This window comes from Cupriavidus sp. 94F1, assembly GCF_057798875.1.
This window is the reverse complement of record NZ_JBYOJT010000002.1, coordinates 265224-288903: the sequence shown is the minus strand read 5'-3', so window position 1 is coordinate 288903 and position 23680 is coordinate 265224. Positions and strand designations below refer to the sequence as shown.

24 protein-coding genes are annotated in these 23680 nt (G+C 67.0%); 12 read left to right on the top strand and 12 right to left on the bottom strand.

What is annotated here, in order from left to right; translation table 11 throughout:
- Both AC3FJ6_RS05380 and AC3FJ6_RS05375 read right to left on the bottom strand, forming a co-directional pair.
- Positions 1 to 552, bottom strand: a complete 552-nt coding sequence (locus tag AC3FJ6_RS05380) for a nucleoside 2-deoxyribosyltransferase (RefSeq protein ID WP_488771010.1) — start codon at positions 550 to 552, stop codon at positions 1 to 3.
- 97 nt (positions 553 to 649) lie between these two features.
- A complete protein-coding gene (locus tag AC3FJ6_RS05375) occupies positions 650 to 943 on the bottom strand; it encodes a hypothetical protein (RefSeq protein ID WP_488771008.1) in 294 nt (97 codons plus the stop codon).
- Between the two features lie 78 nt (positions 944 to 1021).
- Between AC3FJ6_RS05375 and AC3FJ6_RS05370 the strand changes: the two genes are divergently transcribed.
- From AC3FJ6_RS05370 to AC3FJ6_RS05350, 5 genes are all read left to right on the top strand, one after another.
- Positions 1022 to 1600: a fimbrial protein gene (locus AC3FJ6_RS05370; RefSeq protein WP_488771007.1), complete on the top strand. Its 579-nt coding sequence runs from the start codon at positions 1022 to 1024 to the stop codon at positions 1598 to 1600.
- A 97-nt stretch (positions 1601 to 1697) separates the two neighbouring features.
- Complete coding sequence (locus tag AC3FJ6_RS05365; RefSeq protein ID WP_488771006.1) at positions 1698 to 2471, top strand: fimbrial biogenesis chaperone; 774 nt, start codon at positions 1698 to 1700, stop codon at positions 2469 to 2471.
- A gap of 2 nt (positions 2472 to 2473) precedes the next feature.
- Positions 2474 to 5041, top strand: a complete 2568-nt coding sequence (locus tag AC3FJ6_RS05360; protein ID WP_488771005.1) for a fimbria/pilus outer membrane usher protein — start codon at positions 2474 to 2476, stop codon at positions 5039 to 5041.
- Positions 5042 to 5076: 35 nt separating this feature from the next.
- Positions 5077 to 6093 (top strand): fimbrial protein, encoded by a 1017-nt coding sequence (locus AC3FJ6_RS05355; protein ID WP_488771004.1) that lies wholly within the window; start codon positions 5077 to 5079, stop codon positions 6091 to 6093.
- Between the two features lie 255 nt (positions 6094 to 6348).
- A complete protein-coding gene (locus tag AC3FJ6_RS05350) occupies positions 6349 to 7401 on the top strand; it encodes a fimbrial protein (protein ID WP_488771003.1) in 1053 nt (350 codons plus the stop codon).
- Between the two features lie 37 nt (positions 7402 to 7438).
- Here the strand turns inward: AC3FJ6_RS05350 and AC3FJ6_RS05345 are convergent, their stop codons facing one another.
- Together AC3FJ6_RS05345 and AC3FJ6_RS05340 are read right to left on the bottom strand one after the other, a co-directional pair.
- On the bottom strand, positions 7439 to 8293 hold the full coding sequence (locus AC3FJ6_RS05345; RefSeq protein ID WP_488771002.1) for a tetratricopeptide repeat protein: 855 nt from the start codon (positions 8291 to 8293) through the stop codon (positions 7439 to 7441).
- 10 nt (positions 8294 to 8303) lie between these two features.
- Positions 8304 to 10376: a bifunctional 2',3'-cyclic-nucleotide 2'-phosphodiesterase/3'-nucleotidase gene (locus AC3FJ6_RS05340; protein ID WP_488771001.1), complete on the bottom strand. Its 2073-nt coding sequence runs from the start codon at positions 10374 to 10376 to the stop codon at positions 8304 to 8306.
- Between the two features lie 275 nt (positions 10377 to 10651).
- On the opposite strand from AC3FJ6_RS05340, the gene modA reads away from it, so the two are divergent.
- Genes modA through AC3FJ6_RS05325 form a run of 3 tightly spaced genes read left to right on the top strand, consistent with a single transcriptional unit; the run spans position 10652 to position 12938 of the window.
- Positions 10652 to 11431, top strand: coding sequence for a molybdate ABC transporter substrate-binding protein (modA, locus tag AC3FJ6_RS05335; RefSeq protein ID WP_488771000.1), 780 nt, complete (start codon positions 10652 to 10654; stop codon positions 11429 to 11431).
- 60 nt (positions 11432 to 11491) lie between these two features.
- Positions 11492 to 12208, top strand: a complete 717-nt coding sequence (gene modB, locus AC3FJ6_RS05330) for a molybdate ABC transporter permease subunit (protein ID WP_488770999.1) — start codon at positions 11492 to 11494, stop codon at positions 12206 to 12208.
- A gap of 7 nt (positions 12209 to 12215) precedes the next feature.
- Positions 12216 to 12938 (top strand): sulfate/molybdate ABC transporter ATP-binding protein, encoded by a 723-nt coding sequence (locus AC3FJ6_RS05325; RefSeq protein WP_488770998.1) that lies wholly within the window; start codon positions 12216 to 12218, stop codon positions 12936 to 12938.
- A gap of 3 nt (positions 12939 to 12941) precedes the next feature.
- Here the strand turns inward: AC3FJ6_RS05325 and AC3FJ6_RS05320 are convergent, their stop codons facing one another.
- From AC3FJ6_RS05320 to AC3FJ6_RS05300, 5 genes are all read right to left on the bottom strand, one after another.
- Positions 12942 to 13460 (bottom strand): class IV adenylate cyclase, encoded by a 519-nt coding sequence (locus AC3FJ6_RS05320; protein WP_488770997.1) that lies wholly within the window; start codon positions 13458 to 13460, stop codon positions 12942 to 12944.
- Between the two features lie 3 nt (positions 13461 to 13463).
- A complete protein-coding gene (locus AC3FJ6_RS05315; RefSeq protein ID WP_488770996.1) occupies positions 13464 to 14267 on the bottom strand; it encodes a TOBE domain-containing protein in 804 nt (267 codons plus the stop codon).
- Positions 14268 to 14344: 77 nt separating this feature from the next.
- Positions 14345 to 14587 carry an RNA recognition motif domain-containing protein gene (locus AC3FJ6_RS05310; RefSeq protein WP_153946688.1) on the bottom strand — a complete coding sequence of 81 codons (243 nt, stop codon included), beginning with the start codon at positions 14585 to 14587 and terminating at the stop codon, positions 14345 to 14347.
- A 91-nt stretch (positions 14588 to 14678) separates the two neighbouring features.
- On the bottom strand, positions 14679 to 15458 hold the full coding sequence (fabI, locus tag AC3FJ6_RS05305) for an enoyl-ACP reductase FabI (protein WP_488770995.1): 780 nt from the start codon (positions 15456 to 15458) through the stop codon (positions 14679 to 14681).
- An 84-nt stretch (positions 15459 to 15542) separates the two neighbouring features.
- Positions 15543 to 17879, bottom strand: coding sequence for a DUF3141 domain-containing protein (locus AC3FJ6_RS05300; protein WP_488770994.1), 2337 nt, complete (start codon positions 17877 to 17879; stop codon positions 15543 to 15545).
- A gap of 270 nt (positions 17880 to 18149) precedes the next feature.
- On the opposite strand from AC3FJ6_RS05300, the gene AC3FJ6_RS05295 reads away from it, so the two are divergent.
- Together AC3FJ6_RS05295 and AC3FJ6_RS05290 are read left to right on the top strand one after the other, a co-directional pair.
- Entirely contained in the window at positions 18150 to 19097 is a 948-nt protein-coding gene (locus AC3FJ6_RS05295; protein WP_487523258.1) for a bifunctional enoyl-CoA hydratase/phosphate acetyltransferase, read from the top strand.
- Positions 19098 to 19109: 12 nt separating this feature from the next.
- Positions 19110 to 20333, top strand: a complete 1224-nt coding sequence (locus AC3FJ6_RS05290) for an acetate/propionate family kinase (protein WP_488770992.1) — start codon at positions 19110 to 19112, stop codon at positions 20331 to 20333.
- 15 nt (positions 20334 to 20348) lie between these two features.
- Here AC3FJ6_RS05290 and AC3FJ6_RS05285 read toward each other — a convergent pair whose 3' ends face one another.
- Complete coding sequence (locus tag AC3FJ6_RS05285; RefSeq protein ID WP_488770990.1) at positions 20349 to 21125, bottom strand: tyrosine-protein phosphatase; 777 nt, start codon at positions 21123 to 21125, stop codon at positions 20349 to 20351.
- Between the two features lie 169 nt (positions 21126 to 21294).
- Between AC3FJ6_RS05285 and AC3FJ6_RS05280 the strand changes: the two genes are divergently transcribed.
- Together AC3FJ6_RS05280 and AC3FJ6_RS05275 are read left to right on the top strand one after the other, a co-directional pair.
- Complete coding sequence (locus tag AC3FJ6_RS05280; protein ID WP_488770989.1) at positions 21295 to 21990, top strand: transglycosylase domain-containing protein; 696 nt, start codon at positions 21295 to 21297, stop codon at positions 21988 to 21990.
- 86 nt (positions 21991 to 22076) lie between these two features.
- Positions 22077 to 22547, top strand: a complete 471-nt coding sequence (locus tag AC3FJ6_RS05275) for an MgtC/SapB family protein (protein WP_488770988.1) — start codon at positions 22077 to 22079, stop codon at positions 22545 to 22547.
- 21 nt (positions 22548 to 22568) lie between these two features.
- Here AC3FJ6_RS05275 and AC3FJ6_RS05270 read toward each other — a convergent pair whose 3' ends face one another.
- A complete protein-coding gene (locus AC3FJ6_RS05270; RefSeq protein ID WP_488770987.1) occupies positions 22569 to 22811 on the bottom strand; it encodes a formate dehydrogenase subunit delta in 243 nt (80 codons plus the stop codon).
- Positions 22812 to 22820: 9 nt separating this feature from the next.
- Complete coding sequence (gene fdhD, locus AC3FJ6_RS05265; RefSeq protein ID WP_488770985.1) at positions 22821 to 23669, bottom strand: formate dehydrogenase accessory sulfurtransferase FdhD; 849 nt, start codon at positions 23667 to 23669, stop codon at positions 22821 to 22823.
- Positions 23670 to 23680 lie beyond the last annotated feature (11 nt).

Genomic DNA, 23680 nt, shown 5'->3' with positions numbered 1-23680 from the left:
CTAGTCCTCCGCGTCGCCATTGGCCTGCGCCTGCGCACGACGCGCGGCGCGGCGCCGGTCGGCCCCGGCCATCTCGGCCAGACAGGCCTCGGCATCGCCCTTCACCAGCCGCACGCTGCAGGCCAGCATCAGGTTCATCGGCAGGCCGAAGTTCTCGACCACGTAGTCGTTGGCGTCGCGCGCATCGCCATCGTCGTCGGTCGACACGCGCACGCGGTCCAGCAGCGTGCCGGCATCGGCCGCGTAGCCCCACACCGGTTTCTGTAGCGCCACGGCAAAGCCGACCTCGAAGGCCGTGCCGCTGTCGGGCTCCCCGGGGCCGCGAAAGTCGTCCAGGTTCGCCATCACGATATCGGCCCGCCGGATCAGCGCGATATTGGCCTCGTAGATCCATTGCGCGGTGTCGGGCCCCGACAACCCCTTCGGGGCCGCCTTGTCCAGCGGATAGCACCCTTCGAAACCATACCGGGCGCAAAGCGCCTTCAGATGCTCGCCCCAGGCGAGCGCATCCTTGCGAAATACGTCGAAACCGGCGAGGTAGACGGTCTTCATGGCAGGTCCTCGGTTGGGGCACGCCGGAAGCATACCGCAGGCGGCATCGCCGTTTCGTTGGGTTGCCTCCTTCGTTGCGAACTAAGGAAATTTCTGATCATATATCGGCATCCCATTCAATGCCGGACGATGAATACGGCCATGGCAATTGGTTATCCGCCCAGGCCCGTAAAACCACGGCACGTTGTCCGCTCGGACGCTTCCGAAAATCAATAGAAATAGCCCCAAAAATCAAATAAATGTTTTCGGCAAATTCCAGAAAATAACGATTCAGCAGGATTATCCGTATCGGTACTGTTTGCTCCGTCAGGAAAGCGCGATGCGCAAGCCGCGTCATGCGCGCCGTGCCGGGGCGGATGCCTTGTGCATGGTTGCGCCTGATTCGCGGCATGGCTGTCCTTGCGTTTCGCCCGACCTTCCCGGTCCGGCCTGGCAGCGATCCCTCTCAACCCATGACATGAGGTCCACAGTGAACCACCATCGAACGAAAATCCTCGCAGCGTCCCTACTGCTTGCCGTGTTGAGTCCGGCCGCGTCCGCCTCTGACGGCACCATCACCTTTACCGGCCGGATCACCTCGAACACCTGCACGATCTCCGGCAATGGCGGGGGCACCGACTTCACGGTGGCCTTGCCGCCCGTTTCGGCGTCGACCCTGGCGACCGCGGGCAATATCGCCGGCCGTACGCCGTTCAACTTCCAGCTCACCGGCTGCACCCCCGCCACCGGCGACGTGGCGGTCTACTTCGAGCCGGGCGCCGCCGTGGACCTGGCCACCGGCCGCCTGATCAACACCACCGTCAGCGCGCCAGGAGTCGGCGACACCCCGGCGGTCGTGGCCGCCACCAACGTGCAGATCGGTGTGCTGAATGCCGACCTGACGAACGTCGCCGTGGGCGCTGCGTTTGCCTCGCAGAACACCCAGCAAGTGGCCATCACGGGCGGCACGGCTTCGCTGCAGTACTACGCGCAGTACGTGGCAACGGGCGGTGCGGCCACCCAAGGCACTTTCACCTCCGCGTTGACGTATTCGGTCGTGTACCCGTAACCAGCGGCGCCATCCGTGCTCGCGTCCGCCGGCATGCCCTCCCGCATGCCAGCACTACCGGCCGGCCTCGTGCCGGCCTTACTGCCCGCCGTTCATCATGCTCAAGACATCCCGCCACCGCGCAGCCATGGCTGCCGTTTTCCTGGCCTTGGCCGCGCCCGGCGCCCTTGCGTCCGTGGTCCTGAACGGGACCCGCGTCGTCTATCCGGAATCGGAACGCGAAGTCACCCTCAAGGTCACCAACGAGGGCGACACGCCATCGCTGGTGCAGGCATGGATCGACGACGGCGACGCGAACGCCTCGCCGGAGGAAGCGAAATCGCCCTTTACGCTGACGCCCCCGCTGTTCAGACTGGATCCGAAGAAGGGACAGACGCTGCGCATCATCCACCTGCAGCAGCCCCTGCCCGGTGATCGCGAGTCGCTGTTCTGGCTGAACGTGCTCGATGTCCCGCCGGTGGCGTCGGGCGCCACCGCGCAGCAGAACTCGCTGCAGTTCGCATTCCGGACGCGCATCAAGCTGCTGTTCCGCCCCGCCGGCCTGCCCGGCGACGCGTCCAGCGCGCCCGCGCGGGTCGCCTGGCGCCTGGTGCGCAAGGACGACGGTAGCCAGGTGCTGACCGCCCTGAACCCCACGCCCTATCACATCACCTACACCAGGGTGGAGGCCACCGCGCGCGGCCATGTGTACGCCGTTGACGCCGGTGCCATGGCGAAGCCCGGCGCGACGGTGGAGCTCCCGATCGACGGCACACACCCCGCCTCTGGCGAGCCGGACCAGGTGCACTACACGTTCATCAACGACTTTGGCGCCGCCGTCACGGGCACCCACAGGAAGCGGCCGGCCGCGCCAGCTGTCACGGGGCAATGACGATGCACAAGCCAAGACCAAGGCCGTCGCGCGTGCTGGCCGCGCACTGGGTACTGGTCACGTCGCTGCCGGCGGCGGCACTGGCTGGTGAGTCCGGCAAGGCGGCCACGGTCGCCACGGTGCAGTTCAACGCGCAGTTCCTGAAGCGGTTGGACGGCTCCACGGTCGATGTCAGCCGATTCGCCAACGGCAACCCGGTCTCGGCCGGCGACTATCCCGTCGACATCTACCTGAACGGCGCGTGGATTGCGCGCGAGACCGTGCGGTTCCGTCCGCAGGACACCGGCGTCGCGCCCTGCATGGACGGCGCGGTCATTGCCCGGCTCAACCTCGACGAGCAGGCGTTGCCGTCCACCAGCCGCAACGCCATTGCCCGGGCCATCCGGGGCCAATGCACCCAGCCCTCGGCGATCTCGGAGGACATCGGCTGGTCGTTCAACCTCAACGATCTGCGCCTGGACCTCAGCATTGCCCAGGCCCTGCTGCGCCGCACGCCGCGCGGCAGCGTCAGCCCCGAACTGCTTGACGATGGCGTGCCGTCGGCCACGGTTGCCTACAACCTCAACACGTTCCACACCACCGGGCATGGCGGGGGCACGTTCACTTATCTGGGTCTCGATGCAGGTCTGAACATCGGGCCCTGGCACTTGCGCCAGCGGTCGTCGATGAGCTGGCAGTCGGTCGGCAAGGACAGCTACAACTACCAGAACATCGCCACCTATGTGCAGCGGGACATTTCCGCCTGGCGCAGCCAGCTCACGCTGGGCGACGCCTATACCGATGGTGCCGTCTTCGACAGCTTCTCCGTGCGCGGCGCGAACCTGGCCAGCGACGACCGGATGCTGCCGGACTCGTCGCGCGGCTATGCGCCGCTGGTACGCGGCGTGGCACGCTCGAACGCGCGCGTCACGGTCACGCAGAACGGCAACAAGCTCTACGAGACGACCGTCGCCCCCGGCCCGTTCGAGATCAGGGATCTCTATGCCACCGGCTACGGCGGCAACCTGCTGGTCACGGTGACCGAGGCCGATGGCAGCCAGAGCAGCTTTACCGTGCCCTATGCGTCGGTCGTGCAATTGCTGCGCCCCGGCATCACCCGCTATTCGGCGGCGGCAGGCGAATACCGCACCGAGTCGAGCCTCCAGAAAAAGCGCGAGAAGCTCGTGCAGGGCACGGTGCAGCACGGCTTCAACAATCTCGTCACGGGCTACGCGGGCCTGGTGCTCTCGGAGGGATACCAGGCGGGGCTGCTTGGCGCGGCCTTCAACCTGCCCGTGGGCGCCTTCGCCCTGGACGCCACGCATGCGCGCGCCATGATCCCCGGCTTCGAGGACAGCAGCGGGCAGAGCGTGCGCATCAGCTATAGCAAGTTCGTGCCGACGACCAGCACCAACATGACCATCGCGGCATACCGCTACGCGACCCGCGGCTTCTGGACGATGCGCGATGCATTTGCCGCGCGTTCCAGCGGTGGCAACGCCCGCGCGGTGGACCGCCAGCGCAGCCAGATCCAGCTCACCTTGAACCAGGGCCTGGGCGATCGATGGGGCAGTCTCTATCTGACCGGCACGTCTGCCGAGTACTGGAACCGGCGCGGCACGGCGCTGATGTTCCAGGTGGGCTACAGCAACGCAGCCAACCTGTTGGGGCTGCCGATGACCTACAACATCGCGGCGTCGCGCCAGCGCGAACTACTGACCGGGCGGTTCAGCACGCAGGTCTTCGCCAGCCTGACCGTCCCCCTGGGAAAGGGCAGCCATGCCCCGATGCTGTCCTTCTCGGGGACGCACAACAGCGGCAACGAGTCGTCGCAGCAGATGCGGCTGAGCGGCACGGCGCTGGAAGACAACGCGGTGACCTACGGCCTGAACGTCGACCGGATGCCGCACGCGACCACGGGCGGCGGCAATGTCCAGTACCGCACGCCGTACACCACCGTATCGGCGTCGGTCAGCGGCGGCAGCCAATACACCCAGTACTCGGGCGGGCTGCAAGGGGCACTCGTGGCGCACCCGGGCGGCGTCACGCTGGCCAACTACCTCGGCGACACCATCGGCATCATCGAGGCCAAGGGCGCCTCGGGCGCGCGGGTTGCCAACGCGCCGGGCGTCAGGATCGACGCGTTCGGCTACGCCATCGTGCCGTACCTCCAGCCCTACAACATGAACACGATCGAACTGAACCCGAAAGGCCTGCCGCTGGACGTCTCGCTGGACGCAACCAGCACCCAGGTGGCACCCCGTGCGAACGCCGCAGTGAAGATCACGTTTGCGGCGCTGACCGGCCGTTCGGCCATCGTGTCCGCCACCCTGCCGAACGGCAAGCCGCTGCCGTTCGGGGCGACGGTGTCGGACGACAAGCAGGCCGATATCGGCGTGGTGGGCCAGAGCGGCATCATCTTCGCGCGCGGCATCGAGCAGGCCGGACAGTTGCAGGTGACATGGGGCACGGAGAGCAGCCAACGCTGCACCATTGCATACGAACTGCCACCACGGGACAAGAACGCCACCACGTATGCCCAGGTGCGCGCCGTATGCCAGCCTCAGCCCGATACGGAGGTCAAAGCGTGACAAGCGTGATGCCACACCCGCACCGCAGCCCATGCGTGGGCAGAGTCATCGCGTCCGGACTGCTGGCCTGCCTGCCGGCCATCGTCCACGCGCAGGATCGACCGGTTCGACAATGCACAATCCAGTCGGATGTGGCCTCCATCGCGTTCAGCGGCTTCAGCATCCCCAGGGACGCCGTGGTGGGCACCGCATTGAGCGAAGTCGTGACCACCGCTGCACACGTGACGTGCCCTGCCAATCCCGCTGACTATGGCGGCCCGTCCGTCGGCGGCCCCGGCTTCTATCTGCAACTGTTTCCCAGCCTGCGGCTTGCCACCGGCGTGACAGGGGTGTGGGCCACGGGCACGCAGGGCGTCGGCGTGCGCGTGATCTCCGTGGATTTCCGAAACTCGGTGGTGTCCAGTGTCGGCACAGGCAGCAAGACCGATTTCGGGCCACGCGTCGCGCGTCGGGCCCCCTACACGGGGACTTACCGCTTCTCGTACCAGTTGATCAAGACGGGGCAGATCGTCGGCACGGGGCATATCTCCACGGGCAACATGTTCGCCCTGCGCAGCCACAACATCCCCGCCAACACCACCTCGGCCGCACAGGCACAGGTGTTCCTGCGCGACTCGGCGTTCAACGCACTGACTTGCCGGGTTACCACGCCCAGCGTCGATGTGCCGCTGCGCAATGTCAATGTGACGGAACTCCGGACCCGGGGCGACAGTGCCGGTAGAACCAACTTCCTCATCGCGCTGCAATGCGATGCCGGCTCGGACGTCCATATCACGCTGACCGACGCGACAAGACCTGCCAACCGCACCAACCTGCTCACGCTCACCAGCGCCTCCACGGCACGCGGTGTCGGCATCCGCATCCGCAACCCTGACGACAATCCCGTGCGTTTCGGGCCGGACTCGCCCGTCGCGGGCAACACGAATCAATGGCGGGTGGGCACGTCGGACGCCACCGACAGCATCGCGATGAGCGCCGAGTACGTGGCCAGCGGCACAGTCAGCCCGGGCACGGTCCGGGCGCTGGCCACCTTCACGATGAGCTACCAGTGATTGGGGAGTAGATGCCCGTCCCGCCGGGGCGGCAACGCTGCCGATGGACGAGGGGCATTGCCCGATGGGGGTTTCAGCGCCCCCCTGTTCTTCGGTGACCGCCGAGCTGAAAACAAACAGACGTGCCGCCCCAACAGGGTCGATGTGGGGCATGGCACGCGGGCGGCGGCACCACACCTGCTGCAACTTTGCTCGATGGATTTACTGCTACCCAGCCGCTCTCCAGCGGGCGGAAGCCAGTACATGAGGGATAACATGGCAACACTTCAGACCTGTGCGCGTCGTTCTGGACGACTTCTCTTCGCAATGCTGCCGGGGCTCGTCGGTGGCCTGCTCGGCCTGACGCCGGACCGCGTCCTCGCCCAGCAGTGCACGCTCGGCCCCCAATCGTCCAGTTTCGCCTTTTCGAATATCAACGTTTCGCGCGATGCGCCGATCGGGGCCACGATCAGCGAACAAAGAACGCTGACGATTTCAGTCGGATGTCCGCGCATGAGATACAACAGCCAGGGCGTATCCGTCCAGCTGATGCCCACGCTGAATGTATCCACCACGGTGCTGGACGTGTGGGAATCCGGCATTCCAGGCATCGGCATCCGCGTCAACGCGCGCCGAACCGGCCGGGGCGGCGCGGGTGGCTATGGCGCGGCTTCCGACACGTCCGCAGGCACTTACAGGACGCTCTCCACGTACGCTTACTCGCTGACGAACGGCTACACGGGAACCTTGATCATGACGCACCAGCTGGTCAAGACCGGGCAGATCAACACCAATGGCCAGATCAACATCGGCCCCATCTACTCGCTTCGCAGTCTCAACCGGGACAACGGCAGCGCGTCGGGCACACAGGCAACCGTTTCGATGGGCAACAGCACCGTGGCATCGCGCTCCTGCCGCGTCACCACGCCGAGCGTTGCGGTTCCCATGGAACCCGCACATGCCATGGCACTGGAGGAAGCTGGCGCCACCACGGGACGCACTGGCTTCTTCATCGGCCTGCAGTGCGATACCGACACGAACGTCTTCATCACCCTGACAGACGCCACGATGCCGGGCAACCGGACCGACCTGCTTACGCTGGCCAGCGATTCCACGGCGCAAGGCGTGCGCCTGCGCATCCGGAATCCGGACAACGAGCCTGTCAGGTTCGGTCCCGACTCGGCCACGGCAGGGACGGTGAACCAGTGGCGCGTCGGTCAATCCAGCGGCGTCACGAACATCCGTATGAGCGCCGAATACGTCTCCACCGGCAACGTCATGGCCGGCACCGTCCGTGGCCTGGCGACGTTCACGATGAGCTATCAGTAGCGGGGGCCGGCGGCGGAGCGCCCGGGTGGGCGGGCCATCAGGGATTGATGGCCGGATGCTTGAGCGCGTGCGCCGCCTCGGCCATGTGCTGGCGGTAACTGCGGTCGTCCTGCACGAGCCCTAGTTCGCCGTTGCGATAGGCCATGGCGAGCGTCTGGATCGACGCGGGATGCTCGCGTTCGGCCGCCGCTTCGTACCACGCCACCGCACGGGCATCGTCCTGCGCCACGCCCTCGCCTTCGCGATAGGCATTGCCGAGCAGGAACATGGCCTGCGCCACACCGCCATCGGCGGCCACCTTGAACCAGCGTGCCGCGCTGGCCGGATCGGGCGTGCGGCCATGGCCGCCGCGATACAACAGGCCCAGGTAGTAGGCCGCGCCGATGTCGCCACCATTGGCCGCCGCATCGAGCAGGCGCCAGGCCAGCGGCAGGTCTGCCCGGCCGCTGGCCAGCGTGCCGAGCATCGCCGCCTTGCCGAGCACGAACCGGGCATGCACATGGCCGCTGTCCGCCGCCATGCGCAGCCAGCGTTCGCCCTCTGCACGCGTGGCCGCGTCGGTGCGCGACATCATCGTTTCGCCAAGTGCGGCCCGCGCGGCGGTTTCGCCGGCGCGGGCGGCCTGCTGCAGCTGATCCAGCGCGCCGGCATCGTCAGCCGATGTCGCCAGCCACTGCCACTGCGACAGTTCGGCGTGGCGCGTGTCGGACTGGTGCCGCCACATCGCTGCGCCGGCCACGCCGGCTGCGGCCACCGTCACCGCCAGTGTGGCGGCCACGAACAGCGGATGGATGCGCAACAGGCGACGCAACAGGCGGCGCGATGCGGCGCGCGCGGGCGCGGGCGCGGGCGCGGGCGAGGGCGTGGCGGAGGCGGTAGCAGAAGCTGGCATCGTGGATGGATTACTGGTTCAGATCGATCTTGTACTTCGACAGGTTCTTGCCCGAGCCGTCGTCGGCCGCGACCAGGGACACGCCGGCCACGCCGCCCGCCGCTGCCTGCGCCAGCATGCCCACGCCCGAGCTGAACACCACGTCGCCGGCTGTCGCCACTTTCGTGAAGTGCCAGCTGCGGGCGCTGCCGTTGGCGGCGCGGGTCACGTTGGCGACGGCCTTCACGTACTGGATCAGCACGTCGCGGTTGGCGTCCGGCGACGCGTAGACCGTTTTGGTACCGTCCAGGCCCGGGAAGTTGCCGCCACCGCTGGCGCGGTAGTTGTTGGTGGCCACGATGAAGTCCATGGCCGACGTGACCGGCGCCCCCTTGTAGGTCAGGTTCTTGATGCGGTTGCCCACCGTCTGCGTCACGTCGATCTCGTACTGCATGTCCGCGTCGGTGAACATGTCGAAGTTGTAGCCCGGGAACGAGCTGATCAGCGGCTGCTCGGCGGCCAGCGCCGGGTTGATCTGGTTGAATCGCCTGGCCGCGGTTTCCAGCCAGGCCTTCAGTTCGTCGCCATTGACCTTCACCGCGTAGACGGTGTTCGGATACAGGTAGAGATCGGCCGCGTTGTTGATGGCCAGGTTGCCGGACGCCACGTCGGTATAGTCGTTGCCGCCGCCGAAACCGCTCTTGAACGGTGCCGACACCGACAGCACGGGCAGCGAGGCCAGCGCCGGCAGGTTGGCGGCGATGTAGTCCTTCACGTACTTCGCCTGCGCCTGGTTCACGATCTGGATCGCGCCCGGGTCGCCCACATCGGCAAAGTAGCTGGTCATGCGGTAGTTCGTGCTGCCGATCGGCGTCTTCACGTACTGGATGGTGGCCTGGTGTTCGGTGTCGATGGCCGGTGCCACGCTGGCGTCGGCGGCCACGTAGGTCTTGTCGGCATTCTGGATCGAGCGGGCCTCAACCCTGGTGTTGGCACGGTCCACGCTCCAGTTCTTGCCGTCGTAGTTCAGCGCCAGGTTGACCACGCCCAGGTGCTTGCCCCAGTAGTTGGCCATCACGGTCGGCACGCCGTTGACCGTGCCGCGGGCCTTGTCCACGCCCGGCAGGTTGAACTGGGCCACCGTACTGGTGGCATCGGGGAAGATCTGGTGCGAGTGGCCAATCAGCATGGCGTCCACGCCCTCCACCTTCGACAGGTGATAGCTGCCGTTCTCCATCGTCGGCGAGTACGTGGAATTGTCCAGCCCGCCGTGCGAGATCACCACCACCAGGTCGGCGCCCTTGGCGCGCATTTCGGGGATGTACTTCCTGGCAGTCTCGACCACGCCTTCGGTGTAGACCTTGCCGTCGAGCCAGCGTTTGTCCCAGCTCAGGATGGCCGGCGGTGCAAAGCCGATGATGCCGACCTTGATCGGTGCCGACACGGTCTTGCCGTCCGGGCCCGTCGCCGTGATCGTCTTGTTCAGGATCGCGTACGGCTGGAACAGCGGCTGGCGCGTCTTCACACTGTAGACGTTGGCCAGCACCTGCGGAAACTTCGGCCCGGCGCAGGTCTGCTGCGCGGACGGGTCCGGCAGCCCATCGACCTGGAAGCGGTTGCCCGTGACCTGGCTCAGGTATTGCAATCCGTAGTTGAATTCGTGGTTGCCGATGCCGCCGCCGTCGAACCCGGCCGCGTTCATCACCTTGTACATGGCCAGCGTCTCGCCGCAGCCGATCGGCTTGACCAGCGCCTGGTAGTCGGACAGCGCGGTGCCCTGGATGGTGTCGCCGTTGTCCAGCAGCATGCTGTTCGGGAATTCGGCACGTGCCGCCTTGATCAGCGTGGCCACGCGCTCGAAACCAATCGACTTGTCCTCGGCGAGCTTGAAGTAGTCATAGCTGAGCACATTGGTGTGCAGATCCGTGGTTTCCAGCAGCGCCAGCGTGGACTTCGTACCGGCCGGGATCGACGTGTTGCCGTTGCCGCGGTTGCCGCCGCTGTTGCCGCTGTCCGCGTTGTTGTTGTCGTCGGCGCCGCAGGCGGCCAGCACGGCGGTGGCCACGGCCGCCAGCATGGCGGCGCGGATGCGATGGTTTTGCATGGTCTCGGATTTCCCTGTCGTGTTCTGTTTATGGTGCAGCCAGGGGAATTGTCGGAAGCCGGGATGGCAGGGAAGTGGCGAAATCGCGTCACTACCGTGACAATCCGCGCACATATGCCAAAAACGTCATATTTATACGGCACCCGGGAGCTGCCAGGACGATTTCGATCCGCTGAAGACCCTTATTCGTTGGCGCAATTGACGCTGCGTTATATAGGCGCTTATATTGCGGATGCAAACCATCGAGCACTCCACACCCTTCCGCCGCATCTGCCATGAGCCTCTATCCCTTTGCTCCCCTTGCGCGCCGCGCGGCCGCCGGCGCCGCCCTGCTTGCCCTGACCCTGGCCGCGCCGTCGGCCTTTGCCGCCGATCTGGTGGTGTCTGCCGCTGCCAGCCTGACCAACGCGTTCAAGCAGCTGGGCGAGCAATTCGAGCGCGCCCATCCCGATACCAGGGTGGTGCTGAACTTTGGCGCGTCGGACGTGCTGATGCAGCAGATCGTCAAGGGCGCGCCGGCCGACGTGTTCGCCTCGGCCGACCAGAGCGCCATGGACAAGGCCGAGACCGAAAAGGTCGTGCAGGCCGCCACGCGCAAGGACTTCGCGGCCAATGCGATCGTGCTGATCGTGCCCCATGACAGCAAGCTGAACATCGCCGCGCCGAAGGACCTGACCCGCGCCGATATCAAGCGCGTTGCCTATGGCAACCCGTCGTCGGTGCCGGTGGGCCGCTACACCAAGGGCGCGCTGGCGTCCCAGGGGCTGTGGGATGCCGTCGAGGCCAAGGGCGTGCCGGCCCAGAACGTGCGCCAGGCGCTGGACTATGTGGCGCGCGGCGAGGTCGATGCCGGCTTCGTGTTCGCCACCGACGCCGCCGTGATGCCGGAGAAGGTCAAGGTCGCCGCGCGCGTGCCGGCCGCCACGCCGGTGACCTATCCGATCGCCGTGACCACGCAGAGCAGGCAGGCGCCCCAGGCCAATGCGTTCGTGCAGTACGTGCTGTCGCCGGAAGGCCAGGCCACGCTGGCGCGGTACGGTTTCCAGAAGCCCTGAGTTTCCACGGCTTGCCCCGGGTCACCCGGTTCCCCCCAATCACCGTCTGAAATCATCGCCATGGATGCTGTCTGGGTTCCGCTGCTGCTGTCGCTCAAGGTGGCGGGGTGGGCCACCTTGCTCAATGCCGTGCTCGGCGTGGCCGCCGCCTATGCCATCGCGCGCTGGCGCTCGCGGGCGCGCGATGTGGTCGATGCCATCCTGACGCTGCCGCTGGTGCTGCCCCCTACCGTGCTGGGCTACTACCTGCTGGTGCTGGTGGGACGGCGGGGCGTATTCGGGGCCTGGCTGGAAAACCTGGGCATCGAACTGGTGTTCACCTGGCAGGGCGCGGTCCTGGCTTCGACCGTGGTGGCGTTTCCGCTGGTGCTCAAGTCGGCACGCGCCGCGTTCGAGGGCGTCGATCACCAGCTTGAAAATGCGGCCCGCGTGCTGGGCGTCTCCGAATCCGCCATCTTCTTCCGCGTAACGCTGCCCATGGCGTTGCCCGGCATCGTGGCCGGTGTGCTGCTGGCCTTTGCGCGGGCGCTGGGCGAATTCGGTGGCACGCTGATGGTGGCCGGCAACCTGCCGGGCCGCACGCAAACGCTGTCGGTCGCCATCTACGAGGCCGTGCAGGCCGGCAACGACGACACGGCGAACCTGCTGGTGCTGGTGACGTCGCTCACCTGCATCGTGCTGCTGGTAGTGGCCGCGCGGCTCGTGCCGCCGGCCCAGCGCGGCACCGGCGCCGTGTTCGAGCGCCGCAGGTTCCGGCGCGACGCCATCAGCGGGTGAGATCGACATGAGCATGCAGATCACCGTCCGGAAACGCATGGCATCGCAAGATCGCCAATTCGCGCTCGATATTTCGTTCGAATCGGATAGCCGGCGCATTGCGCTGTTCGGCCCGTCCGGCGCCGGCAAGAGCCTGACGCTGCGGGCCATTGCCGGTTTGATGGCGCCCGACAGCGGCCGCATCGTGCTCAATGGCCGCACGCTGTTCGACAGCGACACCGGCATCGACGTTCGGCCGCAGGAGCGCCGCGTGGCCTACCTGTTCCAGGATTACGCGCTGTTCCCGCACCTGACCGTATCGCAGAACATTGCGTTCGGGCTCAGGCGGGGCTGGCGCAATCCGGCGCGCCGCGCGCTGCCGCCCGAGGCCGCGCGCTGGGTCGAGGCATTCGGCCTGGAGGAGATCGTCAACCAGTATCCGTCGCAGATTTCAGGCGGGCAGAAGCAGCGCGTGGCGCTGGCCCGCGCCCTGGTGGCACGGCCCGACATCCTGCTGCTGGACGAACCGTTTTCGGCGCTGGACCCCGCCTTGCGCACGCGGATGCGCGAGGAACTGCGCGCGCTGCAGGAAAGCCTGGATGTGCCGATGCTGATGATCTCGCACGACCCCGAAGACGTCGAAGTGCTGGGCGACCACGTGCTGGAAATCCGCGAAGGCCGCATCCACGCCAGCGGCCGCGCGCACCGGCACCCGCAGGTCTACGCGCCCGCGAGCACCCACGCTGTGTAGCGGTCAGGCACCCTGCTGGCGCAGCAGGTCAAGGTAGGCGCCCTCGATAAGCGCATCGGGCGCCACGCCCAGCCGGGCCATCAGCGCGTGGGCCTCCGCCACGCCGGCATCCACCGCCTCGCCGTCGCGCAGCACCACTTCCAGCTCCAGGAAATCGCCCAGCCCTTCCACGCGGTCCAGATGCACGCGGGTGCGGCCCACCAGAAACAGCGTGCGCACCTTGCGCACCCGGCCGATAGTGCCGTGCGCAGCGGTCAGCGCGTCGCGCAGCGTGTCGGGCGATGTGGTGGGCGACAGGATATAGAAGCTCTCCTTGGGCCCGGCCTGATCGGGCCGCGCGTAGAAGATCAGCTGGCCCGACGTTGCGTCGAACGCGCGCAGCTTCAGGCGCCCGTTCGGGCAAGGGAAGAAGGTGTCGTCCTGCTCGATACGTTCCGGGCCCTCGGTGGCGATGGCCGCAGCACGCGGCACCAGCGCGCCGACGCTGCCGATGCGCGCCTTGATTTCCACATTGCGTGCCATGGCTCAGATCATCGTCCCAAGTATCACGCTCGATGCCTTGAAGATCGCCAGCGCGCGCACGCCTTCCTTCAGGTCCAGGTCGGCCAGCGCCCCGTTGTTGATGATGGCCGCCACGGTGCCGCCGCCATCGAGTTCGAGTACCACCTCGGCATTGACGGCGCCGGGCACCACACGGGCGACCGTGCCGGGCAACTGGTTGCGCGCGGAGAGCCGCGCGGCGGGGTCCGGCAGCCCGATCAGCACCGACGACGCCTTGACCAGCGCGAACGCCTCGGCGCCCGGCGCCAGGCCCAGTGTTTCCACGCTCTCGTGCGTGATCGTGGACACGATACGCAGGCCGCCCGGCAGCGCCAGCGTGACTTCGTCGTTGACGGCGCCGGCCCGCACGGCCTCCACGCGGCCGAACAGCTTGTTGCGCGCACTGGTCTGAATCATCATGCGTTGGATCAGATGGATATCTTCGGGATTGGCGTCGGACATCGCCCCGGCCCGCTCCAGGTGAGCGATGAACCGGGCGTGCTCGGCTTCCATTGCGCGGTAGGTGGCGATCAGGCGCGCGGCCCGCTCGGTCAGCCGTGTGCCGCCGCCGCCCTTGCCGCCGGCGGCGCGTACGACCAGTGGCTCGCCAGCGCTGTTGTTCATGGCATCGATGGCATCCCAGGCACCCTTGTAGCTGATGCCCACTGCACGCGCGGCGGCCGTGATCGAGCCGTGTTCACCAATGGCCGCAAGCAGCGCGATGCGGTCGCGGCCGCCCCAATCCTGCTTGCCGGCACGAAACCAGATGGCGCCCTGGAGTTCGAGCATGCGCTGACCTGTGTGTAATGAAGGGAACGCGTATGGTACCGCCAGAAGCACCCGGTGCGGCCTGCCAGCGGTCCGCGTCAACTCTGGTGGGCCGGGATGTACCAGCGCATGATGCTGCCGGCAAAGTACTGCTTGTCGAACTGCCGCAGCAGGCGCCAGCAGGTGAACGGGTCGACCGCCAGGTCCACCCACGCCCAGGGGTGATCGGCGTCGCCGTCGCGCACGATCTCGACGGAGTTCACCGTGGCGTAGTCCTTGAGTTTGTCCCGCAGCATTTCCTCGGTCACATCACGATGCAGCCCGCGGATCAACACCTGCATGGCAGCCTCTCCCGCATTGGAAAGTGGTGATGCATGTATTCTAGGCCGCGCTTTGCCACGTGGCGGCCGGCCGATGCGGCAATCGCACGTTTCACGCCATGATGTGTACGCCACCGTCCACGTACACCGTATTGCCCGACACGCGGCGGGCATACGGCGTGGCCAGGTACGCGGTGGTAAAGCCCACATCCATGATGTCGACCAGTTCGCCCAGCGGCGCACGGCCGGCTGCCTCGGCCAGCAGGACATCGAAATCCTTGAGCCCGGACGCCGCGCGCGTCTTGAGCGGCCCTGGCGAGATGGCATGCACGCGGATGCCCTTCGGCCCCAGCTCGTAGGCCAGGTAGCGGCAGGTGGCCTCCAGCGCGGCCTTGACCGGCCCCATCAGATCGTAGTTCGGCACCACGCGGTTGGCGCCGTCATAGCTCATCGCGAACAGCGTGCCGCCCTGCCCCATCAGCGGCACCGCCCGGCGCGCCATGCGGATGAACGAATGGCATGACACATCCATGGCCCGCGCGAAGCCGGCGGCCGACGACTGCAGCAGCCCGCCCTGCAGGTCGGCCTTGGGCGCGAAGGCGACCGAATGCACGACCGAATCGAGATGGCCCCAGACTTCGCCGATGCGCGCGAACAGCGCATCCATCTGCGCGTCGTCTTCCACGTTCAGCGGCATCAGGATCGGCGCCCCGATCTGCTCGGCCAGCGGCGCCACATGCGGGTAGGCCTTGTCGTTCAGATAGGTCAGGGCCACTTCGGCGCCCATCTCGCGAAACGCACGTGCGCAGCCCCACGCGATGGAATCCTCGTTGGCAACGCCAACGACGAGCACGCGGTTGCCGGACAGCGGGGGACTAGGGACCTGGAGCATGCGCAAACCTCCCATTGTTTGCTCTTTCTGCTGGCTTCGCGGCCGCGCCTTTCGCGGGCAAGGCAGGAAGCCAGCGACATACCGCTACGCCCGCGCTTCCTGCGTGGCCTTGCCGTTGCCGTGGTCGGTGCCGAATATCTCGGCAACCTCGCGGTAACGGGCCAGCCATTCGGCATCGAGCGGCCCACCCACGGTCAGCACGCGATGCGCCAGCACCATGATGCGGCGGCGTTCCTTCATCTCGGGTACCAGTGCCGGCAACGCCCGGATGGCCCCTTCGGGGTCGAGGCTGACGATATAGCTTTGCCGGCGCACGGCGTCCTTGAATTCCGCCAGCGTGATGCGCTGCTCCGGCGGGTTCTCGCGGGCCAGCTTGCGCAGCAGGTTGAACGGCCGCTCCTCGATGGCCGAGCGGCCCTGCGTCACATAGGACAGCACGCGCAGGAAGGCATCGAGCGGCGTACCGGTGTCGATCTCGCGTTCTGCCTCGCGCCGCCGCAGTTCGGCCACCTCCTTGCGCAGGGCCGTGATGGCGGGCGACTCCGGGGCCTTTGGCGTGGCCGTCATGCCCAGCATCGCCGGCAGCCACGGCGTGGCGTAGAGCGATTCGAACACGCGCTCCTGCCAGGCATCGCGCGCATCGCGATACTGGTCGAGCGAGCGCACGATCTGGTCGGACACGGTCTGCTGCATCGCCAGGAACGGGTTGTCGGCGGACACCGGCTGGCGCGCGTCACGCACCGCCGGCGCCATCGTCGCAACCCACTGCATCCATGGGTTGCTGTCGGCAAACAGCGAGCGTTCGAGCCGCGACGGGTGAATCGCACGGATACCCTCGGCCGTGGCCTCGTTCGAGATGGCGCGTACGAATGGCGATGCGTAGGTATCGTAAAGATGCTGGTTGATCTCGGCCACGCGGCGCACCACTTCGAACGGCTGCTCGTCCTCGCGGCCGTCGTCCAGGGCCAGGATGTCGTCGATGGTCCGACGTTCGAAACGCACCAGGTAGCGGCCTTCGATCAGGTCGGTGTGCGGGGACCCGGGTGCAACGTCCTCGATCTTCGCTTCATACAGCCCCGGGGGCAGCACGTCGATCAGGTCGAGCGCGCAGAACAGCTCCGAGTGCTCCTTGTTGGCCACGCTGCCCGAGACAAAGATGCCCAGGTGACCGATGGACGGATGCAGGCAATAGACGATGGTCTGATCGTTGGCCACCAGTTCGTCCACGCTCGCGTAGAGATCGGGAATCCAGTTCAGCGCCTGCTGCGGCGGCGTGATGTTGTCCCCCCAGGAGGCGAACACAATCACCGGCGAGCGCACGTTGCGCAGGTCGATCACGGTCTGGCCGTCGCTGCTGCGCACCTCGCCCGCCGTCAGGTGGTTGCCGACAAACAGGTTCTGCACGATCCAGTCGATTTCGCCGCGGTTCATCAGGAAGTGGCCGCCCCACCAGCGTTCGAACTCCAGGAAGCGGGGTCCTTCCGTATCGACCTTGGCATAGACGTTGTACAGCTTTTCCCAGAGCGTGTTCGACGGGTTCAGCTTCTCGAAATTCTGCACCAGCCAGGCGCCGTCGAAACGGCCATTGCCCAGGTCGGCCGCCAGCGACGACAGCCACGTGCCACCGAGCAGGCCGCCCGAATAGCGCATCGGATTCTTGCCGCGCACGCCCGACCAATAGGCCACGGGCGCGCCGGCCAGCAGGATCGGGCCCGTCGCTTCCGGCGATGCGGCCGCCAGGATCAGCAGCGCCCAGCCCGCCTGGCAATTGCCCACGACGAACGGCTTGCCCGGCGCATCGGGATGCCGCTCGGCCACGGCCTGCAGGAACTTGCCCTCGGTACGCGCCACATCCTCGATCGTCTGGCCCGGGCACGGGTCGCGGAAGAACGTGATGAAGTAGCACGGATGGCCGGTGCGGATGGCGTTGCCGATCTCGCTGTCAGCCTTGAAGCCGCCGATGCCGGGGCCGTGACCCGCGCGCGGGTCCATCACCACGAACGGGCGCCGGGTCATGTCCGTGGGATGCGCGGCCGGCGGCACGATGCGCAACAGCGCGTAGTTCACCGGCCGGGGCAGATCGCGCCCGTCCATCAGCACCTCGTAGTCGAAGACCAGCACGGGCGGCATGCCACCGCGCTCGTGCTCCGCGGTCTCGTTGCCCCGCTGGCGCAGCACGTCGAGAAACAGGATGGAACGCTGCCAGGCGTCGAGCCCGTATTCCCAGGCGGCCTGCGCCACCGGATTCATCGGCACCGGCGGGAACATGGCGGACGGGAACATCGCGGAAGGAAAGGGGGAACCGGGGAGGGTGGCCTGGGCAGCCGATGCGGCTGGATCAGCCGGCTTGCCCTGCGGGGCGGCCTGGGCGGGGGCGTCCTGTCCGGATGCTTGCCCCGGAACAGGTTGGCGTGCATTCATTTCCGTTTCTCCTTGGGGATTGGCGGAGTCAGATGGCATGCAGCGTGGCGCGAACATCGCTTGCTGCGATGCAACAGTAAAAATCTACCAGCCCCGGGGCGCGCTGACAACCGTTACCAAAGTCCAATGCGTCGGACCGCTTCGCCCGTGACAGAACCAAGTCATCGATACGGCGCCCGCGTTGGCCTATACTGGCTCGGAACGTTTGCGCAACGCAGCATCCGCATGCCCTGCCGGGTGCTGTCCCGATGGCTCACCAGGTACCTGCCCATGCCGACCCCATCGTCCGACGACAAGTACGCCCGGCTGCTCGCACGTTGCGAGGGCCTTCCGCCCATCCCGACCGCCGTGGCGCATCCCTGCGACTATTCTTCGCTCGATGGCGCGCTGGAAGCGGCGCGCCTCGGGCTGATCGTGCCTATCCTGTGCGGCCCCGCGGCCCGCATCCGCGCCGTGGCCGAGGAGCATGGGCTGGCGCTGGGCGACACCGAGATCATCGACGCGCCGCACAGCCATGCGTCGGCCGATTGTGCGGTCGAAGCCGTCCGCACGGGGCGGGCCGAACTGCTGATGAAGGGCAGCCTGCACACCGACGAATTGCTGCATGCGGTGGCGCGCAGCGCCAGCGGCCTGCGCACCGGGCGGCGGCTGTCGCACGTGTTCGCGATGGATGTGCCGAGCTATCACAAGCCGCTGTTCATTACCGACGCCGCCGTCAACATCTTCCCCACGCTGAACGAAAAGGCCGACATCGTGCGAAATGCCATCGACCTGGTGCGCGTGCTCGGGGTCGAGCGGCCCAAGGTGGCGATCCTGTCCGCCGTGGAGACCGTCACCGACAAGATCCCCTCGACGATCGAAGCCGCCGCGCTGTGCATGATGAGCCTGCGCGGGCAGATCGAGGGCGGCCTGCTCGACGGGCCGCTGGCGTTCGACAACGCCATCAGCAAGGCCGCCGCCGATACCAAGGGCATCAAGTCGGAGGTGGCGGGCGACCCCGATATCCTGCTGGTGCCGGACCTGGAAGCCGGCAACATGCTGGCCAAGCAGCTGACGTTCCTGGCCGGCGCCGAGGCCGCGGGCATCGTGCTGGGCGCGCGTGTACCGGTCATCCTGACCAGCCGCGCCGACAGCGTGCGCGCCCGCATCGGCAGCTGCGCCATCGCGGTGCTGCTGGCGCATTCGCGGCGCACCGCGCAAACCGCCGTACCGGCCTGAGGAGACCCTGGCGTGAGCACACCACATCCCGTCATTCTCGTCGTCAACGCAGGTTCGTCGAGCGTCAAGGTATCGATCTACGTGGTGCCCGACGCGGCGCACGAGAACGTCGATATCCAGCCGTCGCTGGCCGCGCATGGCCAGATCGAAGGCATCGGCGTGGCACCGCGCCTGGTGGCGCGCATGGCCGACGGCCGCGAAGTGACCGATCAGAAATTTCCCGTCGAGCAGGTGCCCGACCACGACGCCGCCTTCCGGCTGATCCAGCTGACGCTGAGCGTGGCGCTGCGCGACACGCCGCCGGTGGCCATCGGCCATCGCGTCGTGCATGGCGGCGGCGACTTTGCCGATGCGGTGCGCATCGACGACGCGGTGATCGCCAGGCTGGAAACGCTGGTGCCGCTGGCGCCCTTGCACCAGCCCCACAACCTGACGGCGATCCGTGCCATCCGCGCCGCGGCACCCGACCTGCTGCAGGTGGCCTGCTTCGACACGGCGTTCCACGTCGGCCGCGACGAGCTGGCGCAGCTGATGGCGCTGCCCTATGAATACTACGAGCAGGGCGTGCGGCGCTACGGCTTTCACGGGCTGTCATACGCGTATATCGCGCGCCGCCTCAAGCAGGTGGCGCCCGATTTGGCCGAAGGCCGTGTCATCGTGGCGCACCTGGGCAACGGTGCCAGCCTGTGCGCGATGCACGGCGGCAAGAGCGTGGATTCGACCATGGGCCTGACCGCGCTCGACGGCATGCCGATGGGCACGCGCTGCGGGTCGATCGATCCCGGCGCGGTGCTGTACCTTGCCGCGCAGGGCATGAGCCCCGATGCGATCCAGTCGATGCTGTACGGGCAGTCAGGCCTGAAGGGCATCTCCGGCATCAGCAGCGACATGCGGGCGCTGCTGGCCAGCGACAGCCCGCGTGCGAAGCTGGCCGTCGATTTCTACGCGTATCGCGCGGCCCAGGAAATCGGCAAGCTGGCGGTCACGCTCGGCGGCCTGGACGCCCTGGTCTTCACGGCCGGGGTGGGCGCCAACTCGCCCGACATTCGCGCCCGCATCTGCGCGCACCTGACCGAACTGTTCGGCGTTTCGCTGGACCCCACCGCCAACGGCGACAACTGCCAGCGCGTGAGCCGCGATAGCAGCCGCATCCCGGTACTGGTGTTGCCGACCGACGAGGAAGGCATGATCGCGCTGTCTACGGCGCGCATCCTGCGCGAGAGCGGCGGACCCTGAGACTGGGGGGTTGGCCTATGGCGCGAGGTAGTGGGCCCGCAGCAATGCGGTGTCCACGCCGAGGTCGTCGGAAAGAAAGCGCTCCAGGCTGCCGTATGTCGCGGTGATCGCATCCATCGATGCCTCGATGTACTCGGGGCGCACTTCCAGCAGCGGCAGCATCGCCTCGGCCGTCACGCCGATCTGCGCGACGCCGGCCAGCATCTTTTCATTGAATCGCTGGTTCCAGTGGTTCGACTCGAGGTAGTTGGCCACGATATCGTCCTGGGACACGCCGAGTGCGCCCAGCAGCAGCAGCGACGCAAAGCCGGTGCGGTCCTTGCCAGCCGTGCAGTGGTAGTAGAGCGTCTTGCCCGCTTCCGCGTGCCGCAGGAACGTGCGGAAAGCGTCGCGGTAGCGCACCGGAAAATCGCGATACACGTCGAGCATGAAGCCGTGCATCTGCGCGGCGTTGCTCGCACGCAGTCGGGGCAGCAATACGTCCATCGACATCGCGCCATCGAGTACCGGCACCGCCAGCCACGCGAAACGCTCGCCAAATGCCTGCTCGCCCGGTGACTTCTCGCCGGACGACCGGAAATCGACAACGATGTCGAGCTGCAACGCGTGCAGCTTGTCGAGATCCGCGGCGCAACCGAGTGCCGGATTGGCGCTGCGGTACAGCTTGTTCTGACGAATCCGGCGCCCGGCATGTCCGGTCAGCCCGCCCAGGTCGCGAGCGTTGGCGATGGTTTCCAGGTCCAGACAGGGCCGCATTGTGGCGGCCGCGCTATATAGGTTATCGGTCTGCATGGCTCTTGAAAATGTTCGGCATTGGCGTCGATTATTTCAGATCGCCAACGGCGACGACACCCTGATTATCACCAGATACCCTCGGCGCGGGCGCGCGGGCGCCCCTGGCCCTCACCCGGGAGCGGCCGGAAAATCGGGTATCGCGCCTGGCAATGGCACAATACGCGCCATGCAACGTATCTGGTCCGCCTTCGTCAAGTTCGTGCTGCTCGCCGTGGTGGGCGGCACGTTGCTGGGTGCATTCGCCGTATTGATGGCCAACCGGCAGTTGCCGTCGCTCGACGCCATGCTGGCCTTCCGGCAGACGCCGGGCTACGTCAGGCTGGCGGACTTTCCCCACACGCTGCCCGAAGCCGTCGTGGCCATCGAGGATGACCGCTTCTACCTGCATGATGGCGTCGACTATGTGGGCGTGATGCGCGCCGGCATCGCCAACCTGTCGGACGAACTGTCGCAGGGCGCATCCACCATCACCATGCAGGTGGCCCGCAACTTCTTCCTGTCGCGCAAGAAGACCTACACGCGCAAGCTCTACGAAATCCTGCTGGCGTACCGCATCGAAAACGCGCTGAGCAAGGACGAGATCCTAGAGCTCTACCTGAACAAGATCTACCTGGGCCAGGGTGCCTATGGCTTCTCGGAAGCCGCCGACACCTACTTCGGCAAGCCCGTGGACCAGTTGTCGCTGGCCGAATGCGCGATGCTGGCCGGTCTGCCCAAGGCACCGTCGGCCAACAATCCCGTGGTGAACCCGCGCCGGGCGCGGCAGCGGCAGAGCTACATCCTGCTGCGGATGATGGAACTGGGCCGGATCACGCGTGCCCAGTACGACGCCGCGCTGCTGGAGCCGCTGCGTCTGCGCTGACCGTCTTGTCAGCGCGCGCCCGACGGCGCCGCCCTGCCCCCGCATGCTAGCCTGCCCCAGCCAAACACGCCTGGGTGGAGACAGCCATGGAAGGACTCTGGGGCGATATCTACGGTACGCTGCGCTCGGAATTTGCCGACGTGCCGGACATCAAGGAACTCACGCGCATCCTGCTGCGCCTGACGCTGGCCGTGCTGCTGGGCGGGCTGATCGGCTACGAGCGCGAAGCGGCGGGCAAGCCGGCCGGCCTGCGCACGCACATGCTGGTGGCCATGGGCTCGGCGCTGTTCGTGCTGGTGCCATTGCAGGCCGGCGTGCCATTGCCGGACATGAGCCGCGTGCTGCAGGGCCTGATGTCCGGCATCGGCTTTCTGGGCGCCGGCGCGATCATCAAGCTGAACAGCGAGGAAGATGTGCGCGGCCTGACCACGGCAGCCAGCATCTGGACCGTGGCGGCCATCGGCGTCGCCTGCGGGCTGGGCCGCGAAGCGACGGCCGTGATCGCCACCCTGTTCGGGCTGGCGATCCTGCAGCTGCTCTACCGGCTGAGGAAGTAGAAAGCGCCGCGAAGACGAACCTCAGGCCGCCGCCCGCAGGACGATCTGGAGCATTTCGGGATGACGCGCCACAGCTTCCACGACGATGGGGTGCACCCCCTCGCCGCCGGCTTTGATATGCGCCAGGAACGCCCGCTTCATGCGGGGCTCCCAGAACTTCTTGATATGCGAGGCGATATCGGCCAGCGCCTCTTCGCGATCGGGCATCGCCTCGAAAAAGCTGCCGATCTGGTTGGCCATCTTGACCAGGTTCTCGATATGCATGCCAGACCCTTATCCAGTATGTAGTCGTTGAGGATGGCTGTAGACCACCATGGTGCCGCCCCGCACGAAGCCGGCCAGCGTGATGCCTGCCGTCTCGGCCAGGCGCACCGCCATGGCCGTGGGGCCGGACACCGCCGCCAGAACGCCGGCGCCGATGGCGGCGGTCTTCTGCACCATCTCGTAGCTCGCGCGGCTGGTCACGATGACCGCGCCGCGCGCAATGTCTTCCTGGCCGCCGCGGGCCAGTGCGCCGGCCAGCTTGTCCAGCGCGTTGTGCCGGCCCACGTCCTCGCGCACCAGCGCGACCTCGCCATCAGGCCGCATCCACGCCGCCGCATGCGTGGCACCGGTGTCGCGCAGCAACGCCTGGCGCTTGTGCAGCACCGCGAACGCATGCTCGAACACGCGCGGATCGAATTCGGCCTGGCTGCGCACCGGTTCCGGCATGCGCATGACCTCGTCCAGCGATTCGGTGCCGCAAAGTCCGCAACCGGTACGCCCGGCCATGGCCCGCCGGCGGCCCTTGAGTTCGACGAAGGCGCCCGTGGCAATCTCCACCTTGACCGTGATGCCCTGCGCGCCGGCCTCGACGTCAACGCCGTAGATGTCGCTGGCGGCCGCCACAATGCCTTCGCTGAGGCTGAAGCCGAGCGCAAAGTCCTCCAGATCGGCCGGCGTGGCCAACATCACCGCATGCGAGATGCCGTTGAACTCCAGCGCCACCGGCACTTCCTCGGCCAGATGATCGACCTCGGTCGTCAACACCCCATGACGCCAGCGGCTGACCGGGAACGTGCGCTGCGCCGGCACCTCGTCGGTGCCGGCCGCGCTGTCCGGAGATGGCACGTCGCGTTTCATCGCCGCTCCCG

What these genes read in the sequence shown, in the direction of transcription:
- AC3FJ6_RS05295 (WP_487523258.1), top strand. Translation starts at nt 18,150, where the DNA reads ATGCCGACCCCATCGTCCGACGACAAGTACGCCCGGCTGCTCGCACGT.
- AC3FJ6_RS05310 (WP_153946688.1), bottom strand. Translation starts at nt 14,587, where the DNA reads ATGCAGGTGTTGATCCGCGGGCTGCATCGTGATGTGACCGAGGAAATG.
- modA (WP_488771000.1), top strand. Translation starts at nt 10,652, where the DNA reads ATGAGCCTCTATCCCTTTGCTCCCCTTGCGCGCCGCGCGGCCGCCGGC.
- AC3FJ6_RS05345 (WP_488771002.1), bottom strand. Translation starts at nt 8,293, where the DNA reads ATGCCAGCTTCTGCTACCGCCTCCGCCACGCCCTCGCCCGCGCCCGCG.
- fdhD (WP_488770985.1), bottom strand. Translation starts at nt 23,669, where the DNA reads ATGAAACGCGACGTGCCATCTCCGGACAGCGCGGCCGGCACCGACGAG.
- AC3FJ6_RS05275 (WP_488770988.1), top strand. Translation starts at nt 22,077, where the DNA reads ATGGAAGGACTCTGGGGCGATATCTACGGTACGCTGCGCTCGGAATTT.
- AC3FJ6_RS05360 (WP_488771005.1), top strand. Translation starts at nt 2,474, where the DNA reads ATGCACAAGCCAAGACCAAGGCCGTCGCGCGTGCTGGCCGCGCACTGG.
- AC3FJ6_RS05320 (WP_488770997.1), bottom strand. Translation starts at nt 13,460, where the DNA reads ATGGCACGCAATGTGGAAATCAAGGCGCGCATCGGCAGCGTCGGCGCG.
- AC3FJ6_RS05280 (WP_488770989.1), top strand. Translation starts at nt 21,295, where the DNA reads ATGCAACGTATCTGGTCCGCCTTCGTCAAGTTCGTGCTGCTCGCCGTG.
- modB (WP_488770999.1), top strand. Translation starts at nt 11,492, where the DNA reads ATGGATGCTGTCTGGGTTCCGCTGCTGCTGTCGCTCAAGGTGGCGGGG.
- AC3FJ6_RS05375 (WP_488771008.1), bottom strand. Translation starts at nt 943, where the DNA reads ATGCCGCGAATCAGGCGCAACCATGCACAAGGCATCCGCCCCGGCACG.
- fabI (WP_488770995.1), bottom strand. Translation starts at nt 15,458, where the DNA reads ATGCTCCAGGTCCCTAGTCCCCCGCTGTCCGGCAACCGCGTGCTCGTC.
- AC3FJ6_RS05350 (WP_488771003.1), top strand. Translation starts at nt 6,349, where the DNA reads ATGGCAACACTTCAGACCTGTGCGCGTCGTTCTGGACGACTTCTCTTC.
- AC3FJ6_RS05300 (WP_488770994.1), bottom strand. Translation starts at nt 17,879, where the DNA reads ATGAATGCACGCCAACCTGTTCCGGGGCAAGCATCCGGACAGGACGCC.
- AC3FJ6_RS05380 (WP_488771010.1), bottom strand. Translation starts at nt 552, where the DNA reads ATGAAGACCGTCTACCTCGCCGGTTTCGACGTATTTCGCAAGGATGCG.
- AC3FJ6_RS05270 (WP_488770987.1), bottom strand. Translation starts at nt 22,811, where the DNA reads ATGCATATCGAGAACCTGGTCAAGATGGCCAACCAGATCGGCAGCTTT.
- AC3FJ6_RS05365 (WP_488771006.1), top strand. Translation starts at nt 1,698, where the DNA reads ATGCTCAAGACATCCCGCCACCGCGCAGCCATGGCTGCCGTTTTCCTG.
- AC3FJ6_RS05315 (WP_488770996.1), bottom strand. Translation starts at nt 14,267, where the DNA reads ATGCTCGAACTCCAGGGCGCCATCTGGTTTCGTGCCGGCAAGCAGGAT.
- AC3FJ6_RS05285 (WP_488770990.1), bottom strand. Translation starts at nt 21,125, where the DNA reads ATGCAGACCGATAACCTATATAGCGCGGCCGCCACAATGCGGCCCTGT.
- AC3FJ6_RS05340 (WP_488771001.1), bottom strand. Translation starts at nt 10,376, where the DNA reads ATGCAAAACCATCGCATCCGCGCCGCCATGCTGGCGGCCGTGGCCACC.
- AC3FJ6_RS05325 (WP_488770998.1), top strand. Translation starts at nt 12,216, where the DNA reads ATGAGCATGCAGATCACCGTCCGGAAACGCATGGCATCGCAAGATCGC.